15 protein-coding genes are annotated in these 15,919 nt (G+C 65.3%); 5 read left to right on the top strand and 10 right to left on the bottom strand.

Annotated elements, in window-relative coordinates:
* Window positions 1-18: 18 nt before the first annotated feature.
* Together hisC and ABIB80_RS00430 are read left to right on the top strand one after the other, a co-directional pair.
* Complete coding sequence (gene hisC / locus ABIB80_RS00425) at window positions 19-1,113, top strand: histidinol-phosphate transaminase (protein WP_219680453.1); 1,095 nt, start codon at window positions 19-21, stop codon at window positions 1,111-1,113.
* A complete protein-coding gene (locus tag ABIB80_RS00430) occupies window positions 1,110-2,048 on the top strand; it encodes a prephenate/arogenate dehydrogenase family protein (protein ID WP_219680456.1) in 939 nt (312 codons plus the stop codon). Before hisC ends, ABIB80_RS00430 begins: the two co-directional genes overlap by 4 nt.
* 114 nt (window positions 2,049-2,162) lie before the next feature.
* Here ABIB80_RS00430 and ABIB80_RS00435 read toward each other — a convergent pair whose 3' ends face one another.
* The 4 genes from ABIB80_RS00435 to ABIB80_RS00450 form a co-directional block, all read right to left on the bottom strand.
* The gene (locus ABIB80_RS00435) at window positions 2,163-3,731 is read right to left on the bottom strand and encodes a hypothetical protein (RefSeq protein ID WP_219680459.1); all 1,569 of its coding nucleotides are present in this window, start codon (window positions 3,729-3,731) and stop codon (window positions 2,163-2,165) included.
* A 286-nt stretch (window positions 3,732-4,017) separates the two neighbouring features.
* Window positions 4,018-4,245, bottom strand: coding sequence for a hypothetical protein (locus ABIB80_RS00440; protein WP_219680462.1), 228 nt, complete (start codon window positions 4,243-4,245; stop codon window positions 4,018-4,020).
* 190 nt (window positions 4,246-4,435) lie between these two features.
* Entirely contained in the window at window positions 4,436-5,779 is a 1,344-nt protein-coding gene (locus ABIB80_RS00445; RefSeq protein WP_219680464.1) for a GDSL-type esterase/lipase family protein, read from the bottom strand.
* Between the two features lie 241 nt (window positions 5,780-6,020).
* A complete protein-coding gene (locus ABIB80_RS00450) occupies window positions 6,021-7,205 on the bottom strand; it encodes a DUF2125 domain-containing protein (protein ID WP_219680466.1) in 1,185 nt (394 codons plus the stop codon).
* Between the two features lie 110 nt (window positions 7,206-7,315).
* Between ABIB80_RS00450 and ABIB80_RS00455 the strand changes: the two genes are divergently transcribed.
* The gene (locus tag ABIB80_RS00455; RefSeq protein ID WP_219680469.1) at window positions 7,316-7,927 is read left to right on the top strand and encodes a gamma-glutamylcyclotransferase; all 612 of its coding nucleotides are present in this window, start codon (window positions 7,316-7,318) and stop codon (window positions 7,925-7,927) included.
* Here the strand turns inward: ABIB80_RS00455 and ABIB80_RS00460 are convergent.
* The 4 genes from ABIB80_RS00460 to ftsE all read right to left on the bottom strand — a co-directional run bounded on the left by ABIB80_RS00460 (window position 7,924) and on the right by ftsE (window position 11,129).
* Window positions 7,924-8,697, bottom strand: coding sequence for a lysophospholipid acyltransferase family protein (locus ABIB80_RS00460; RefSeq protein WP_219680471.1), 774 nt, complete (start codon window positions 8,695-8,697; stop codon window positions 7,924-7,926). The two genes, ABIB80_RS00455 and ABIB80_RS00460, sit on opposite strands and share 4 nt — an antisense overlap.
* Before the next feature lie 33 nt (window positions 8,698-8,730).
* Window positions 8,731-9,435 carry a YdcF family protein gene (locus ABIB80_RS00465; RefSeq protein ID WP_354126834.1) on the bottom strand — a complete coding sequence of 235 codons (705 nt, stop codon included), beginning with the start codon at window positions 9,433-9,435 and terminating at the stop codon, window positions 8,731-8,733.
* A 73-nt stretch (window positions 9,436-9,508) separates the two neighbouring features.
* A complete protein-coding gene (locus ABIB80_RS00470) occupies window positions 9,509-10,477 on the bottom strand; it encodes a cell division protein FtsX (protein ID WP_027514144.1) in 969 nt (322 codons plus the stop codon).
* Window positions 10,470-11,129: a cell division ATP-binding protein FtsE gene (gene ftsE / locus ABIB80_RS00475; RefSeq protein WP_007597309.1), complete on the bottom strand. Its 660-nt coding sequence runs from the start codon at window positions 11,127-11,129 to the stop codon at window positions 10,470-10,472. Before ftsE ends, ABIB80_RS00470 begins: the two co-directional genes overlap by 8 nt.
* A gap of 191 nt (window positions 11,130-11,320) precedes the next feature.
* Between ftsE and ABIB80_RS00480 the strand changes: the two genes are divergently transcribed.
* Entirely contained in the window at window positions 11,321-12,202 is an 882-nt protein-coding gene (locus tag ABIB80_RS00480) for an MJ0042-type zinc finger domain-containing protein (RefSeq protein ID WP_007597311.1), read from the top strand.
* A gap of 27 nt (window positions 12,203-12,229) precedes the next feature.
* Entirely contained in the window at window positions 12,230-12,604 is a 375-nt protein-coding gene (locus ABIB80_RS00485) for a response regulator (protein ID WP_007597312.1), read from the top strand.
* A 103-nt stretch (window positions 12,605-12,707) separates the two neighbouring features.
* Here the strand turns inward: ABIB80_RS00485 and ABIB80_RS00490 are convergent, their stop codons facing one another.
* Both ABIB80_RS00490 and ABIB80_RS00495 read right to left on the bottom strand, forming a co-directional pair.
* Entirely contained in the window at window positions 12,708-13,868 is a 1,161-nt protein-coding gene (locus ABIB80_RS00490; RefSeq protein WP_007597314.1) for a DUF4175 family protein, read from the bottom strand.
* Entirely contained in the window at window positions 13,856-15,802 is a 1,947-nt protein-coding gene (locus ABIB80_RS00495; RefSeq protein WP_219680475.1) for a TIGR02302 family protein, read from the bottom strand. Before ABIB80_RS00495 ends, ABIB80_RS00490 begins: the two co-directional genes overlap by 13 nt.
* Window positions 15,803-15,919: the final 117 nt, after the last annotated feature.

Here is a 15,919-nt window from a genome sequence, read left to right on the forward strand (position 1 = left end):
GCCACTCCGGAGTTGAAGATGTCCCGCCCAGTGCCGAATCCCGGCATTCTCGATATTGCGCCCTATACGCCCGGCAAGACTCCGGTGGCGGAGCCCGGTCGCAAGGTGTTCAAGCTCTCGGCCAACGAGACGCCGTTCGGGCCCTCGCCGAAGGCGATCGAGGCGTTCAAGAACGTGGCGGATCACCTGGAAGACTATCCGGAAGGGACCTCGCGCGTGCTGCGCGAAGCGATCGGGCGCACCTTCGGGCTCGACCCCAACCGCATCATCTGCGGCGCCGGCTCGGACGAGATCCTCAATCTGCTCGCCCACACCTATCTCAGCCATGGCGACGAGGCGATCTCGACCACGCACGGCTTCCTGGTCTACCCGATCGCAACCATGGCGGTCGGCGCCAGGAACGTCGTCGCGGCGGAGAAGAACCTCACCGCGGATGTAGACGCCATCCTGAAAGCCGTCACGCCGCGCACAAAACTGGTCTGGCTCGCCAACCCCAACAACCCGACCGGCACCTATCTGCCGTTCGACGAGGTCAAGCGCCTGCGCGCCGGCCTGCCCTCGCACGTGCTGCTGGTGCTGGACGCAGCCTATTGCGACTACGTCTCGCGCAACGATTACGAGATGGGGATCGAGCTGGTGGCGACCACCGAGAACACGGTCGTGACCCACACGTTCTCCAAGATCCATGGTCTTGCGGCGCTGCGGATCGGCTGGATGTTCGGCCCCGAACACATCATCGACGCGGTCAACCGCATCCGCGGTCCCTTCAACGTGTCGACGCCGGCGATGTACGCTGCCGTTGCCGCGATCGAGGACACCGCGCATCAGGCGATGTCGAAGCAGTTCACCGAGACCTGGCGCAACTGGCTGACCGAGGAGATCGGCAAGCTCGGCCTGAAGGTGACGCCGAGCGTCGCCAATTTCGTGCTGATCCATTTCCCGACGGAGGGAAAGACCTCGGACGCAGCCGACGCCTTCCTCACCAAGCGCGGGCTGGTGCTGCGCGGCTTGAAGAACTACGGCCTGCCGCATTCGTTGCGCATGACCATCGGCACCGAGGAGGCCAACCGCCTCGTCGTCGAGGGCCTGCGCGACTTCATGGCCGGAACATGAGCGCGACCTCGCACTTCGAGCGCGTCGCGCTGATCGGCTTCGGCTTGATCGGCGGCTCGATCGCGCGCGCTGCGAAGCTCCAGGGCTTGGCTGGCGAGATCGTTACCACCGCGCGCTCGGAGAAGACGCGCGCACGCGTGATGGAGCTCGGCATTGTCGATCAGGTCGTGGCGACCAATGCGGAAGCGGTGAAGGATGCCGATCTCGTCATCCTCTGCATTCCCGTCGGCGCCTGCGGGCCGGTGGCGCAGGAAATCGCCGCCTATCTCAAGCCCGGCGCGATCATCTCCGACGTCGGCTCGGTCAAGGGCGCCATCGTCAGGGATATGGCGCCGCATCTGCCGAAAGGCATCCATTTCGTGCCGGCGCATCCCGTCGCAGGCACCGAGCATTCGGGCCCCGATTCGGGCTTCGCCGAGCTCTTCATCAACCGCTGGTGCATCCTCACCCCACCGGAGGGCGTCGATGCGGCTGCCACCGATCGCCTGCGTGCGTTCTGGGCGGCGATGGGTGCCAAGGTCGAAATCATGACGCCGGATCATCATGATCTCGTGCTCGCGATCACCAGCCATCTGCCGCATCTGATCGCCTACACCATCGTCGGCACCGCCGACGAACTGGCGCAGGTGACGGAGTCCGAGGTCATCAAGTTCTCCGCCGGCGGCTTTCGCGATTTCACCCGCATCGCCGCCTCCGATCCGACGATGTGGCGCGACGTCTTCCTCGCCAACAAGGAAGCCGTGCTGGAGATGCTCGGCACCTTCACCGAGGATCTGGCAAAGCTCACCCGCGCGATCCGCCGCGGCGACGGCGAGGCGCTGTTCGACCACTTCACCCGCACCCGCGCCATCCGCCGCGGCATTGTCGAGATCGGCCAGGATTCGGCGGCGCCCGACTTCGGCCGGCCGCATGCGCAGCTCGGCAACAAGCCGTAGCACTGAAGTAGCCCGGATGGAGCGCAAGCGTAATCCGGGACCTCCGTCGCTTGAGGCAAGATTCCCGGATTGCGCTTCGCTCCATCCGGGCTACGAGCCCGCGTGGCTCCGTGACTAGAACGGATAGTAGCGGATCTGCGTCATGACCACGTTGTCGTCCGTCTTCGGGGCGCCGCCGACGCCGGCGAATGCGAACCGCTGCGTGTAGGAATATTGCAGGCCGGCTTTGAGCGTACCGAAATTGCCCTGGTAGATGGTGTCGTAGATCCCGGCCGTGATCTGCCGGACCTCCCTGGTGTTTCCGTTGCAGGTCGCGGCCGGCGAATTCTCGGTCAAGCAGCCGGTGTTGTTGTAGAGCGGATTGCCGTAGCCGAAGGGCACCGTTCCAACATTGGCGAAATTCGCCTTGGCCTTTTCGAGGCCTGCATAGGAGTAGACATCGAGGCTGGGCGTCGCGTGCCAGATCAGGCCGACGGCGGCCGCCGTGATCGTCAGCGGGAGGATGGTGCCGTCCTGCGCCACCGCCGCGTCGGGGAACGGCGTTGCCGTGAAGCGGCCCAGCACGCCGTGCGAGCCATAGAGCTGAAGATCGAGGGTTTTCGGAATCAGTTCGGCGAAGATGTGTCCCCCGAAGCTTCCGGTGTCGTAGGTGTGGTTGGCGTTGTTGAAGCGATCGAACAGCTGGCGGTAGAGCGCCCACGCCTCGACATGCAGCTTGGTGGGCCCGAGCCGTGGGTCCCAGGCTGCCTTGACGGTGACGTCGGGCACCTGATTCAGACTGACATTGTTGAGGTTGTTGAAGAAGCTGCCGCCGGGACCGGTCAGATTGACCTGAAGGTTCGGGTTCAGCACGCCCTGGGGTCCAATGGCGGGTGTGCCGACAGCCGGGACGTTGCCGCCGAAGAACGCGGTCTGGGCATTCTCGACCGACGCAGCCAGCTTGAACTCCGGTCCGATGTCCTGCCAGACGCGCAGCCCGGGCTGCCGTGCCGCAAGAAATCCCGGGACGGATTCGAAGTCGATCACGCCGGGCGCATCGACGCCGCGAGGATCGATGCCCGACTTGGTCGGCGCGTTGAGCGACCAGGATTGCCCGGCGAGGAAGTGAAGACCGAGATCGGTGCGGTCCAGTTCCAGGCTGAGCTGCCGCATGCGCGGATTGAATGAGTTGGTCGCCACCGAGTTCGCCGTCTGAGCCGCACCTTCGAAATCGATCTCGCCGTAACCAGCGAGGTGCGTGTCGGCATCGGCATTGCCTTCGGCCAACACCGAGAACCTGCTCTGGCGCGCGGAGAAGCGCGTTTCCGGGATGTTGAAATTGCGGCTCTGCTGATAGGGGATGAAGTTGTAGACCGAGCCGGTATCGGAAGCGAGATTGCGTGAGCGGTAGATGCCGGTGAGATCGACCCAGCCTCCGAATGTCAACGTCACGCCCTTGTAGCAGACCTTGCCGGCCGCACATGGATCGGCGGCGAGCGCCTTGTAACTTGCTGGTAACTGAACGGCCTTCGCCTGCGCTTCAACCTGCCGCGTCTTGCGCGCCTCGGAGTCCACGCGCTGCTGGAGCTCCTTCAGCTTCGCCTTCAGCGACTGGATTTCGGTTGTGACATTGTCGTCGGCACGCGCCTGCCCTGAACAGGCAGCGAGAATACCCAGCATCAGTCCGCAATTGATGATCCGCACTTGAAGCTTCCTCCATTTGGGAAGCGGATTGGATTCCGCGCGCCGTCTCCGGCGCCTGCATGCTTCCCTGGTGTGGAGTGATTTGAATGCGGCTGCGGTTATTCGCGGCGAGGTGCATCTTCTGCATCACGTTTTCCTGACGATCCTGTTCGGAATATTTTCGTTGGCCGCCGATCCGTACGCGCGACTGTCGCGATTGTCCAAGGCAACGTTCAAGGTAATGCGCATTGGGCCCGGCCGGGACATGACCGGGCCCAGTTCGCGACGGGCAAGTGGTGGATGGCGACTATTTGCCCCTGCTCGCGCGCATCACCGTGGGGCGCGGTGATTTCCGCGAGGGGACGAATGCCATCGTCTCCCGCGTCGTGGGATTCGAGATGTTGCGATCACCATTAGGATACATCGAGGCGTATGCGGCCGGCTCCTGCGACTGCCATTCCCACTGCGCGAACGCGGGCGTCGCGAGCGTGGTCGAGATGGCGATAGCGGCAATGAACAGCCTGGACTTCGTCATGATATCTCTCCTGCCTGGGCGACCGCCTCAACGTGCGGCCGACATGGAGAGAGAGCGGACTTTGCGGCTCCGCATTCCCGGCGGGTCATCACGATCCGGCGAAGCGGCCGTGAGTTCAGCTCGTAACCTGCATGGAGGGAGTTACGACAGCTGAGGGCGATGAATGGAGACAGGCAACTCTGAATTCACCCTACTGCTTCGCGCTGCGATCAAACTTTCCCGGCTTGAACAGATCGAGGTCGATGGCCTGTCCCATCGCCAGATATCCGGTGCGGTTGGGATGAAGCTTGTCGCCGGCGCCGCCGGTCGTGCTTTCGGGAACGAACTCCGGCTTGAGGCCACCCGAGGCCGGATCGAGCGTCGCACGATCAAAATCTATCACGCCGTCGAATGTCCCCGAGCTACGGATGAATGCGTTGAGCGCTTTGCGCTTGTCATCCTGCTCGGGGAAACCATGTGCCGCGCTGGTGCTGCCCAATGCCGAAACGACGGTGGCGCCAATGATCCGGGCTTGCGGCCATTTCGCACGTAGCCTCGCGACACCATCCTTCATCGCGGCGATGACTTGGTCGGCCGTGAAATTGCCGTTCTTGCTGAAATCGTTGATGCCTTCCAGCCAGATCAGGCTGGATATGCCGGACAGCGACAGCACGTCGCGATCGAGCCGCTGGCCCGAAGCGGGGCCGCCCGCGTACGGTTTGTCGGGACCATATTCGGCGGGGCCTGCGATTTGGTTGCCACCGATGCCGCCATTCACGACGGCGACCTTGTTGCCGTAGACCGCCTTCAGGCGACGCGACAGCACGTTGGGCCAGCGATCGTCGCCATTCATGGTCGAGGCGGTCCCGTCGGTAATCGAATCCCCAAACGCCATGATGGCGAAGGCATCGGCAGGCGCAATCATCTCGATCGCATCGAGGAAGAACCAGGACGCGGTCGCATAGGGGAAGGAAGCCTCGTCTTCGAGGGCGCCCTTTGCGCCGGCGCCGGGCGCACTGACATAGGAGGTGGTTAGCGCTTTGGCGTGCCAGGTCATCGGACCGCTCTGGCCGGCGACATGAAAACTGACCGCAAGCCGGCGGCCGACCAGGTCATCCGGTCGCTTTGCAAACGGCAGCGCGATCGCATCGCTCCAGACCGAATTGCCCGGAGACACCGTAACGGAAGTCGTGCCGGCGAACGTAACCGGGGTGTTGGAGCCGCCGATCAATGCGGCACTGCCCGATTGCAGGCCGACATAAACGCCGTCAAACGTAACGGGTTTGGTGCCGAAGGCGTTGCTGAGCCGGATGCGGGCCTGCCGGCCCCAGATATCCGGCCGCACGATCAGGCGAAAGGTCTGGTCCCGCGCACCGGCTGCAGGCTCGGGAAACGCGAATTTCTGTTCGGGCTGGGCAGACGGATTGCCCACGGGGTATGGGCCCTGAACCGCGCCCGTCCAGGACACCACCCAGTGTTCGCCGTCCTTGGCGCTTGCGGTCTGAAGCGAGGCGACGAGCAGCGATGCTGCCACGAGACAATTCAACGCGTTCATTGCTTCCCCCGAACCCCAGATAATTGGGCGCGACCCTAGAGCCGGCTAGTTGGCCTTCAATAGGGCGGCAGAACGCTTCCTGTCCAGACGCCGCTGACGCACTCCTCGGCCGACGCCGGAGAGGGCCTCGCGGTTTGCGTCACCGGCACCAACAAGAGGCCCTTCGGAAGCGATCTGTTCACAGCTTCGAGCGCGTCAGGCGGACCAAGCTGTCCGCCCGGCAGATTGATGAATTCACGAACTAGTAAAGCGGCGGGATCTGGCCGACTTTGACCGGGCCGAGCAGCACAGCGCCGTCGACGAATTTCAGCGGGAAGCTGCGAGCTTTCTTGCCTTCCAGCGTGCTCTCGGTGCCGATCGAATTGATGCCGGCGGCAACGCCGGCATTGGCGTTCTGCTTGATGACCTTGCCGAGGCCGGGAACGGCGCGGTCGAGCGCGCCGAACAGATTGTTGAGGTCCTGCGACTTCACGCCGGGCGCGACGCGATCGAGGGTTGCCTGCGGCACTCCCTCCTCCAGCATCTTCTCGATGCCGAGCGCGGGGATCACGCGCTCGAGGCCCGTCACCGTCATCTGCAATTCGCCGTCGAGACGGCCGTTGGCCGAGAGCCCGAGCGTGCCGGCCGCAACCGCGATCATCTCGCCCTGCTGGATGCGGGACTGCACGATTTCGATATGGCCGCCGGCGGCCTGGATCTCACGGAAGCGCTGCGGCCACGGCTTTGGCGTGAGGTCGGACAGTCCGGTGATCTTCGCCCGCGTGTCGGCCTCGAACGGCTCGGCAAGCAGCGGATGAACGCCCTGGATGCTGCCCTGCGCGATCTGGAGCACGGTCTCGATCACGGGATGATCGGACGGCGATCCATCCGCGAGGCGTCCGTGCAGTTCGACCTGTTTCGCGCGTGCGAGCGGCACCTGCACGCTGCCGTCGACACGATTGACGGTCGGCTCCTCGAACACGATGGAGGCGCGCTCCGGCACGGCGGGCAGACCGAACACGCTGCTGCGACCCTTGCTCCAGTTCACGATGAAGGTGCTTTGCGTGACGCCGTCAGTGAGCGTCGCGGGAGCGGTGAATTCGGCGATGACGCGCTTGGGATCGTAGACCTGGGCGACGACCAGGATGTTGTCGAGCTTCGCCGTGAACGGCGTCTTGCTGGCGTTCTGCGACACCAGTGCGACACTGGCGCCCGAACACTGGACCTCGAAGCGGAAGGGGAAGCCCGCGATCGAGCGCTTGGCGCAATCATAGATGCGGCCGGATTTGGCCTCCTGCGCGCGCCAGGCGTCGGCGGCGATTTCGGCCTGCGACGCCGCATAGAACCAGAAGCCGCTCCACGCCACCGCGAGGATCAGGAGGATGACAGGGGCGATGAAAAGGCCCCAACGGGAGCGCCGGCCTGCGGCAACGGTCATATCGGACATGCGGCGACCCTTTGATCCCTGATTTTGTCAAATGTAAGCGAGGTAAGTCTGCGACGAAAGGCGGAGAATTCGCTTCGCTTGAGGGCGCGGTTCTGGTAGCCGTGCCCGAAATGTCGGAAATCACCCTTCCCTCCGTCACCACTGCCAAAGGCGACCTCTGGGTGTTCGGCTACGGCTCGCTGATGTGGCGGCCGGGCTTCGAATTCGAGGAGCGCGTCCCGGCGCGGCTGGTCGGCGAGCATCGCGCGCTCTGTGTCTATTCCTTCGTCCACCGTGGCACGCCGGAGAAGCCGGGTCTGGTGCTCGGCCTCGACCGCGGCGGCGCCTGCCGCGGCATCGCCTTCCGCGTCGCCGAAAAGAACCGCGCCGACGTCGTCGCCTATTTGCGCGCGCGCGAGCAGGTGACGTCGGTCTATCGCGAAGTCATGCGTTCGGTCTGGCTGGAGAACGACGCGCGGCAGCGCGTCTCCGCGCTCGCCTATGTCGTCGACCGCGGCCATGTGCAATATGCCGGCCGGCTGTCGCTCACCGACCAGCATCGGCACGTGCTCCAGGGCCACGGCCAGTCGGGCGCCAACCGCGACTACGTGACCGCGACGGTGAAGGCGATCGAGGCCGAAGGTTTTCGCGATGCGCCATTGCATCAGCTTGCCATGATGCTGCATGGTGATGCGCATTCTCAGCACGCGCCGGCTCCGGTGGACGATCGGGAAAACCGCTAGCTCTCCGACGGCGCATAGCTCGGCGCCGAGCCGATCAGCTGCTCCTGCTCCTTGCGACCCGCTTCGACCAGGCGGCCGGTCGCGTCTTCGATCGCCGTTTGCACACGGGAAAGATACTCGTCCTTGGGCAAGCCCGGCGGCAGCGGATCGAGGAACTCCACCACCAGCGTGCCAGGATAGCGCATGAAGGTGCGGCGCGGCCAGAACAGGCCGGAATTGAGCGCGATCGGCAGGCACGGCGCGCCGCAGGACGAATAGATCTGCGCGAAGCCGCTCTTGTAGTCCGGTGGCGCGCCTGGGGCGCGGCGCGTGCCTTCGGGAAAGATCACAAGCTGCCCGCCGCTGCGCACCGCCTCCCGCGCACGCCGCGTCATGTCCAGCAGCGCCTTGACGCCGGCGTTGCGGTCGATCGCGATCATCCCGGTCTTGACCAGGAACTGACCGAACACCGGGATCTGCATGAGCTGACGTTTGAGGATAAAAATCGGACGGTCGAAAAAACCCGGCAGGACGAACGTCTCCCAGAACGACTGGTGCTTCGCCACGACGACCAATGGTCCCGTCGGAATCTTTTCGAGGCCGCGGAATTCCACCTTGATGTTGCAGACCGCCCGCATCAGGAACAGCGTCGCCTTCGCCCACCATTGCGCGACCCTCAGCATGGCGCGCGGCGGCAATGCGAAGGTCGGCAGCGCCACGATCGCGAGGCACACCAGCACGGTGTAGAACAGCACGTTGAACACGAGCGATCGCAGGAAAATCAAGAACATCAAGGATCCGATCAATTGCCGATCAGTTACCGATCAATTGGCCTGTGCGGTGGCGGGCCGCTTCGGCTGCAGCCCGGAAGGCTGCTCCGACATCTCGGGCGAAAGGTCAATCCCGAAATCCTCCAGCCGCACCCTGAGCTCGGCCGCGATGTACTTGACATATTCCGACAGCAGCAGCCGCAAGGTGGACGCTGAGGTCCACCACGGCTCCTCGCGCCATTTGTCGCCGACCACCACGAACGGGATCAGTGTCGTCTCCGGCATCGCATGCGAGAATTCCACCAGCGCGCGCGGCATGTGATAGTTCGAGGTGACCACGATCAGCGATTTGAAGCCGCGCCCCGCGGCCCAGCGCCGCGCTTCCGCGGCATTGCCGCGGGTCGAGACCGCGGTGCGGTCGAGATCGACGCAGCAACGCATGAAGGACTGGTTCTCCGGCAGCGTCCGGGAGATGTCGCTCGCCGTCGAGGTCGGGTGCACGCCGGAGATCAGGAGCCTCCTGCCGTAACCTGCAGCGAGCAGCTCCATCGCATCCGACACCCGCGAGGAGCCGCCGGTCAGCACCACGATGCCGTCCGCCTTGCGGTCCGGCGCGATTTCGGCGCCGCGCAATTGCGACAGAAACGCGATGAAGCCCGCCGCCGCGCCAACGAAGGCGAGCGCGATCGTCGACATCACGGTCGCGCGCAGCCAGCCGCGCGGCAGTTTCGGCGATCGATCGTCGGTCGGCGCGGTCATGCGATGTCGGTGATCCCTTCCCAGAGGTGATTTTAGGACGTTTTGAGGCGAAGTGGAGTCCGGTTTGTCAGCCTCAATCGACATCATTCAGCGTCGCGAACAGCGTCTGGCGCGAGGCGACCGCGGTGATGGCGCCGATCAGCACGGCCTGCACCGCGAGCACGATGTAGCCGGACGGCCGCAGCGAGAAGGTGCCGAGCAGCGCGGCGAACTGGTCGCCGACGGGGGTGCCGGAAAACCAGCCTGCAATCGACTCGGAGAAGCCGAACACCAGCATGGCGGCGCCGCCGCCGATCACGCCGCCCTCCAGCCCCAGCCTGAGGAAATGACGCAGGAAGCGGTTGGCGATATAGCGGTCGCCGGCGCCGACGAAATGCAGCACCTCGACGATCGGACGGTTCGCCGCCATAGCGCCTCGGGTCGCGAACGACACCGAGATGATGGTGGCGACGATGACGAGCGCGAGGATGCCGAGGCCGGCGAGCACGGTGGCGTTGGTCATCGAGCGCATGCGCTCGATCCAGGCGCGGTGATCGTCGACGCTGGCGCTGGGCGCTACCTGGGTCACGCGGGCCCGCAGAGCACCGAGATCGAGCGCGGTGCCGGGCTGCACGCGCGCGATGATCATGCGCGGCACCGGCAGATCGTCCATCGACAGGCCGGTGCCGAGCCAGGGCTCGAGCAGCTTGCCGCTCTCGTCCTTCGTGAACGGCTTGACCTCGACGATGCCGGCTTGCGCGCGCATGGCCTCGGTCACCGCCGCGGTGTCGCGTTCGAGATCGCGGCCCGTCTGCGGGCGGACCTGAATGGTGATCTCGCTCGCGACATCCGACTGCCATTCGGCGGCGGAGGCGCTCACCAGTAGCACCGTGCCGGTCGTCATCGACGCCAGGAAGGTCATGATGGCGACGACGGCGACCAGCGCGCGGCCGTGGATCGAGGCGCGCGGCACGATCGGCGACATGTTGCGCGCCCTAGCCGGAAGCGGCGGACCCTCCTGTCCGAGATCGACCAGCACGCCGCGCTCGTCGGGCCTACTCATAGACGTGCAGCCGTCCCTGGTGCAGCACGAAGCGTCGCGCCTCGTACTGGTCCATCAGGGCGATATCGTGGGTGGCGATGATGACGGCGGTACCTGACTTGTTGAGCTCGATGAACAGCCGCAGCAGGCGGCGGCCGAGCGTCGGATCGACGCTGCCGGTCGGCTCGTCGGCCAGCAGCAGCTGCGGTCGCGAGATCACCGCGCGCGCGATCGCCGCGCGCTGCTTCTCGCCGCCGGACAGGATCGGCGGCAGCGCGTCCATGCGTTCGCCGAGCCCGACCCATTTCAGGAGGTCGATGACCTCCTTGCGGTAGCTCGATTCGCTGCGGCCCATGACGCGGAACGGCAGCGCGACGTTCTCATAGGTCGTCATGTGGTCGAGCAGGCGGAAATCCTGGAGCACGATACCGATGCGCTTGCGCAAGTTTGCGATTTCGTCCTTGCCGAGCTGCGAGATGTCGTGACCGAACAGATTGACGAGGCCCCGCGTCGGTCGATGCGAGAGGAACAACAGGCGCAGCAATGAGGTCTTGCCGGCGCCGGACGGGCCAGTGAGAAACTGGAAAGAATGCGCCGGGATCTGGAAGTTGAGGTCGCGCAGGACCTCGGACCCCAGGCCGTAACGCAATCCGACATTTTCGAACCGAACCAAGCTCAGCTCCGTTCGAGAGAGACCGCGGGCCGCACGGCTGTGCTCCGCTCCGCGCGATCAACGGGTTTTGCGGCCGTTATGGTTTCCGGTTCGTTAACGGTCGTCCTGTAGCATAATTGGTAGCATCTTTCCCTCTCGGTTCTCCGCGACCGTGTCACCGTCAAGACTTGTCCATGCATCAAGGCTCGTCCATGCATATCGTCTGCCCTCATTGTACGACATCCTACGCCATCAAGCCCGCGAGCCTTGGGGCGAACGGCCGGACCGTGCGCTGTTCCCGTTGCAAGGAAACCTGGGTCGCCCATGCCGAGGATGCCATCGAGGAGGCATCTGTCCCGGCCATGGCCGCAGCCAGCCGGGCCGACGACCAGTCCGATCTCGCCGAGCAGTGGAACTCATTTGCCCAGGACGACGGCGCAGCTGACGCGCCTGTCGTTGACAGCCCCTCGATCGCCAGCGACTGGCCGGACCAGGAGACCAGCGACACCGAAGACGAATGGTCGGCGGCTGCCCGGTCCGTCGAGGAGGAAGTCGTCGGCGAACAGCACCAGTCCTGGTTCCAAGGCCTGTTCGGCCGTCGCCGCGGCGCCCGAGTGCGCCGTCAAGTCGCCACCGCGGCCCCGCGAAAATCCCATTTCGGCCTGCCAACCGCCTGCGCCGCCATGGGCGCGCTAGTGCTGGCGCTGGTGATCTGGCGCGGCGATATGGTGCGACTGCTGCCGCAGACGGCCGCCTTCTACAGGATGGTCGGCCTCGAAGTTAACCTGCGCGCACTGGCCTTCAAGGACGTCAAGCTCTCCAGCGAGACCGTGGACGGTAAGCAGGTGCTGGTGATCGAGGGCGTGATCGTGGGCCAGGGCAAGAAGCCGCTCGACATTCCCCGGTTGCGCTTCGCGGTGCGCGACGCGCAAGGCGCGGAAATCTACGCCTGGAACACCGTTCTGGAACAGACCGTGCTACAGCCCGGCGAGCGCGCCTTCTTCCGCTCGCGCCTGGCCTCGCCGCCCCCGGAGGGCCGCAATATCGACGTTCGCTTCTTCAACCGGCGCGACATCGCCGGCGGCAGCGTATAATCGATTTCGCAGGTCAAGGTTCGTCTCATGTCCAAAATCCTGATCGCCGACGACGAGGATTCGATGCGCCAGCTGGTGGCACGCGCCATCGCCATGGACGGGCACGAGATCGTCACCGCACAAGACGGCGCCGAGGCGCTGGAGATCCTGACCCGCGCGGGCGGCCAGTTCGACCTGCTGCTCACCGACATCCAGATGCCGGTGATGGATGGCATCGCGCTGGCGCTTTCCGTCGCACGCGATTTCCCCGATTTGACCATTCTGCTGATGACCGGCTTTGCCGACCAGCGCGAGCGCGCCTCGAATCTCAATGCGCTGGTGCATGACGTCGTGACCAAGCCGTTCTCGGTCGCCGACATCCGCACGGCGGTGGCGGATGCGCTGGCGGCGAAGAAGGGGTAGCAGGCGGGGTCGTAGCTTGTAGCCCGCATGAGCGCAGCGACGTGCGGGACCGGCGGCCCCGGATATCGCTTCGCTCATCCGGGCTACGAAAGCTGCGACAACCTCAAAAATCCTTCAGCAGCCGCTCGATGTAGTCGAGTTCGATCTGCGGGCGCGAGCTATCCCCCAAGCGGCGGCGGAGCTCCTCGAGGATGCGCCGGACGCGCTGGGCGTCGATCTCGCCGGGGATCTTGACCGTGTAGTCGTCGCTCAGATCGCGGCCGTGAAGGGGGCGGCCGAGCGGATCGGTCTGATTGCCGCCGCTCTGCTGGCGGCCGGGCCGGTTGCCGGGACCATCGCCCTGCCCGTCGCCATCGCCCTGCTGCATCGCCTCGGCCATCTTCTGCGCGCCCTTGCGCAAGGCCTCGAGCGCTTTCCCCTGCGCGTCCACGGCACCATCCGAATTGCCTTCGCCGAGCTGCGAGCCGGCATCGCCCATGGCCCCGTCGGCGGCGTCCAGACTGCCGTCGTCATCGCCCTGGTCGCCGTCCTGATCGCCATCCTGGCCCGGCTGTCCCTGCTCGCCCTGCTGACCCTTTTGCCCCTTCTGGCCCTGGCTCTTCTGGCCCTTTTGCCCCTTCTGCGTGAGGCCGCGCTTGGCGAGTTCGTCCTGCAGCTTCTTCAGGCGATCCCGCAGCGACTGCTGATCCTGCTGGAGGTCCGACATCGACTGGTCGCCCTGCTGCTTGCCGCGCGAGCGCTCACGCCGGGAATCCTGGCCCTGCTTGAAAGTCTTGTCGCGCAATTGCTGCTGCTTGCGGATCATGTCGCTGAGCTCGTTGAGCGCCTGCTCCATGTCGCTGTCGCCGGATTGCCCGGGCTGCGCCATCTGGAGATTTTCCATGATCTGCGCGAGCTGCTCGAGCATGCGCTGAGCCGCTTCTTTGTTGCCTTCGCGCGCCGCCTTCTCGATTTGCTTCAGCAATTCGTCGAGGTCGCGCTGCGTGATGACGGAACGATCGCGATTGGAGGATTGGCTCTTTTCCGTCGCGCGCTTGTAGTCCTCGAGCTTCTGAATCGCATCGGATTGATTGTTGAGGCTCTTGCCGGATTCCTTCTGCCTGAGGCTGTCGCCGGAATCCTGCATCGCCTTTTCAGCGCCATCGAGCAGGGCATCGACATCCTGATCCTGCTGGGCAGCCACGGGCGAGACGCCTCCCAACAGGAAGGCGAGGCAGGCGATCGAGATCGCCTTCAAGACTGGCACGCGTGCTAGCTTCCGCATTTACGGTCTCGCGTCGACTGGTTGGCACCGTCGTTGCCCGGCTTCGCCCGGTTGTTCGCCGACTTGCGATAGGCCTGAAGCTGCTCGCGCAACGCGTCCTGCTGCTTCGCCAGCTCTTCGAGCTGCTCGGGCGTGGCGTTCTGGGTCTTTTGTTTCAGCTCGACAGACTTGTCGAGGATGAGCTGAACCTCTGCCGGGAAAGGCTGCCGCGGTCCAAGCGGATTCTGCTCGGCGCGCCGGGCGAGATCGCGCACCTTGCCGGCCATCGCCTCGCGAAGCTTTTGCGTCAGCGCCTTGATCTCGTCCTCGCTGGCGCCGCGTTCCAGCGCCCGCTTGAGCGCGTCCTGGGCCGAGCGCAGCGCGGCGTTGACGCTGCCGGCGACACCGTCGTCCTCGATGGTGACCGCGAACGCCCACATGCTTCCCACCACATCGCGCAGCGCGTCGTCGGTGCGGGCGGCTTCCAGCTGCAGCGCCAGGCTGCGCAGGCCGAGATAGCAGCCCGCATCCGGCGTGAACAATTCGGGCGCGATCATCAGCGCGTCGAGCGCGGCGTAGACATCCGAATTCTTGTTGGCGTCGAGCGCGAGGATGCGGCGCTGTTCGACCAGCGCGCGCGCGAGCGAGTTGGTGAACAGTCGCTCGGGCAGGCGCATGTTGAAGGGCTCGCTCCGGGCCTCGTTGCCGGCCTCGTCCTTGGCGGTGAGGGTCAGCGTGACATCGGCGCCGGCATAGGGATCCTCGCTGAGATCCTTCACCGTCTGGCCGACGCCGTTGCGGGTGCGCGCATTCGGCAGCACGAGCGGGAATTGCGGAGGCTGGAATAGCGGCCGCGCGGCAGCCTTGGTGTCGGCCTCCTTGCTGCCATCCTTGACACCATCTTTGGCGTCGGCGGGACGCAGGCCGATTTGTGCGTCGGCGCCGGTGACGCCGTAATCGTCCTCGACCTTGTAGGTGAGCTGGAGTCCGCCACGGGCCTGGCGCTCGGGATCCTTGGCCAGCGCGATCGTCGGCGCACGATCCGGCGTTGCCGCAAACGCCCATTGCGGCTGGCCAGAGGGCGCACGGACATGCGCGGTGCCGTCGCCGCTGATGGTAAAATGCTTCTCGTTGGTGCCCTTGGGCGCAGCTTCGGTAGGCGCGACCTCCTTGAGGCCGCCGGAGACGGCAACATCCAGGCTGCCGCCGGAGGAGCGAACGATCAGGGTCGAACCAGCGGGAACGGCAAGCGGGCCGCTGGCCGGCAGCGCCGCGGCCTCCTTGTTCGCGGCCGACAGGATGACCGGAGGCTTGCCGGTGTAGAGCGGCGGCGTGACCCAGGCATCGACGCGAACATTCGCCGGGGCCAGCATGCCGTTCAAGTGGAAGGCGGCTCCGAGCCGCATCGCACGCTCGTCGCCGGCGGCGAAGAACGTCGCAACCAGCATCACCATGACCAGCGCGCGCAGCGCCCAGGGATCATGCAGAGCGAGCCGGGGCCTCGGCAGACCGGCGCGGATGCGCTTGATCGAAGCCAACGTGCGCTCACGCTGCGCCCGCCACAATGCCTGCGCAACCGGGTCCTGCGAACTCAGCGTGTCCGTCAGCGTGGTGGCCGGCCGATGACGGATGCCGGAGCCGCGATCGAGCCGGGCCAGCGCCTCCTCGCGGCTCGGCCAGCGAAAGCGACTCAACGGGAACAGGACGGCAATCGCGATGCCGGCGAAAACCACGAGCCCGATAGCGCGGGCAATGAAGGGCAGCGCCAGCCAGAGGCCGGCCCAGGACACCACAAGGAACAGGCCGACGACAGTGAGAAGCCGCGCCAAATTCGGCCAGGCACGCTCCCACGCGATGGCATAAGTGGCCCGCTGCAGGGCTTGCGCCAGCTTCAGCCGCGACAGAGCGTCGCCATCGCGGATCGGGTCTGACGGGTCGGGGGTGACGCCGTTCAATCAACTCTCCAGGTTGCCCGGTAGAGAAGCGTACCACAACGGCAGCACTGAGGCATCCGTTCCTGTACGGGAGACACCCCTTTTCCCGCATAACACGAGGACGTGACTGACCCGCCG

This window comes from Bradyrhizobium sp. i1.15.2, assembly GCF_040548425.1.
Classification (GTDB): Bacteria; Pseudomonadota; Alphaproteobacteria; order Rhizobiales; family Xanthobacteraceae; genus Bradyrhizobium; species Bradyrhizobium canariense.

Bases quoted from the DNA above. Each gene is read 5' to 3' on its own strand.
- hisC (WP_219680453.1), top strand. From the start codon at position 19: ATGTCCCGCCCAGTGCCGAATCCCGGCATTCTCGATATTGCGCCCTAT.
- ABIB80_RS00430 (WP_219680456.1), top strand. From the start codon at position 1,110: ATGAGCGCGACCTCGCACTTCGAGCGCGTCGCGCTGATCGGCTTCGGC.
- ABIB80_RS00440 (WP_219680462.1), bottom strand. From the start codon at position 4,245: ATGACGAAGTCCAGGCTGTTCATTGCCGCTATCGCCATCTCGACCACG.
- ABIB80_RS00445 (WP_219680464.1), bottom strand. From the start codon at position 5,779: ATGAACGCGTTGAATTGTCTCGTGGCAGCATCGCTGCTCGTCGCCTCG.
- ABIB80_RS00450 (WP_219680466.1), bottom strand. From the start codon at position 7,205: ATGTCCGATATGACCGTTGCCGCAGGCCGGCGCTCCCGTTGGGGCCTT.
- ABIB80_RS00455 (WP_219680469.1), top strand. From the start codon at position 7,316: ATGTCGGAAATCACCCTTCCCTCCGTCACCACTGCCAAAGGCGACCTC.
- ABIB80_RS00460 (WP_219680471.1), bottom strand. From the start codon at position 8,697: ATGTTCTTGATTTTCCTGCGATCGCTCGTGTTCAACGTGCTGTTCTAC.
- ABIB80_RS00465 (WP_354126834.1), bottom strand. From the start codon at position 9,435: ATGACCGCGCCGACCGACGATCGATCGCCGAAACTGCCGCGCGGCTGG.
- ABIB80_RS00470 (WP_027514144.1), bottom strand. From the start codon at position 10,477: ATGAGTAGGCCCGACGAGCGCGGCGTGCTGGTCGATCTCGGACAGGAG.
- ABIB80_RS00480 (WP_007597311.1), top strand. From the start codon at position 11,321: ATGCATATCGTCTGCCCTCATTGTACGACATCCTACGCCATCAAGCCC.
- ABIB80_RS00485 (WP_007597312.1), top strand. From the start codon at position 12,230: ATGTCCAAAATCCTGATCGCCGACGACGAGGATTCGATGCGCCAGCTG.
- ABIB80_RS00490 (WP_007597314.1), bottom strand. From the start codon at position 13,868: ATGCGGAAGCTAGCACGCGTGCCAGTCTTGAAGGCGATCTCGATCGCC.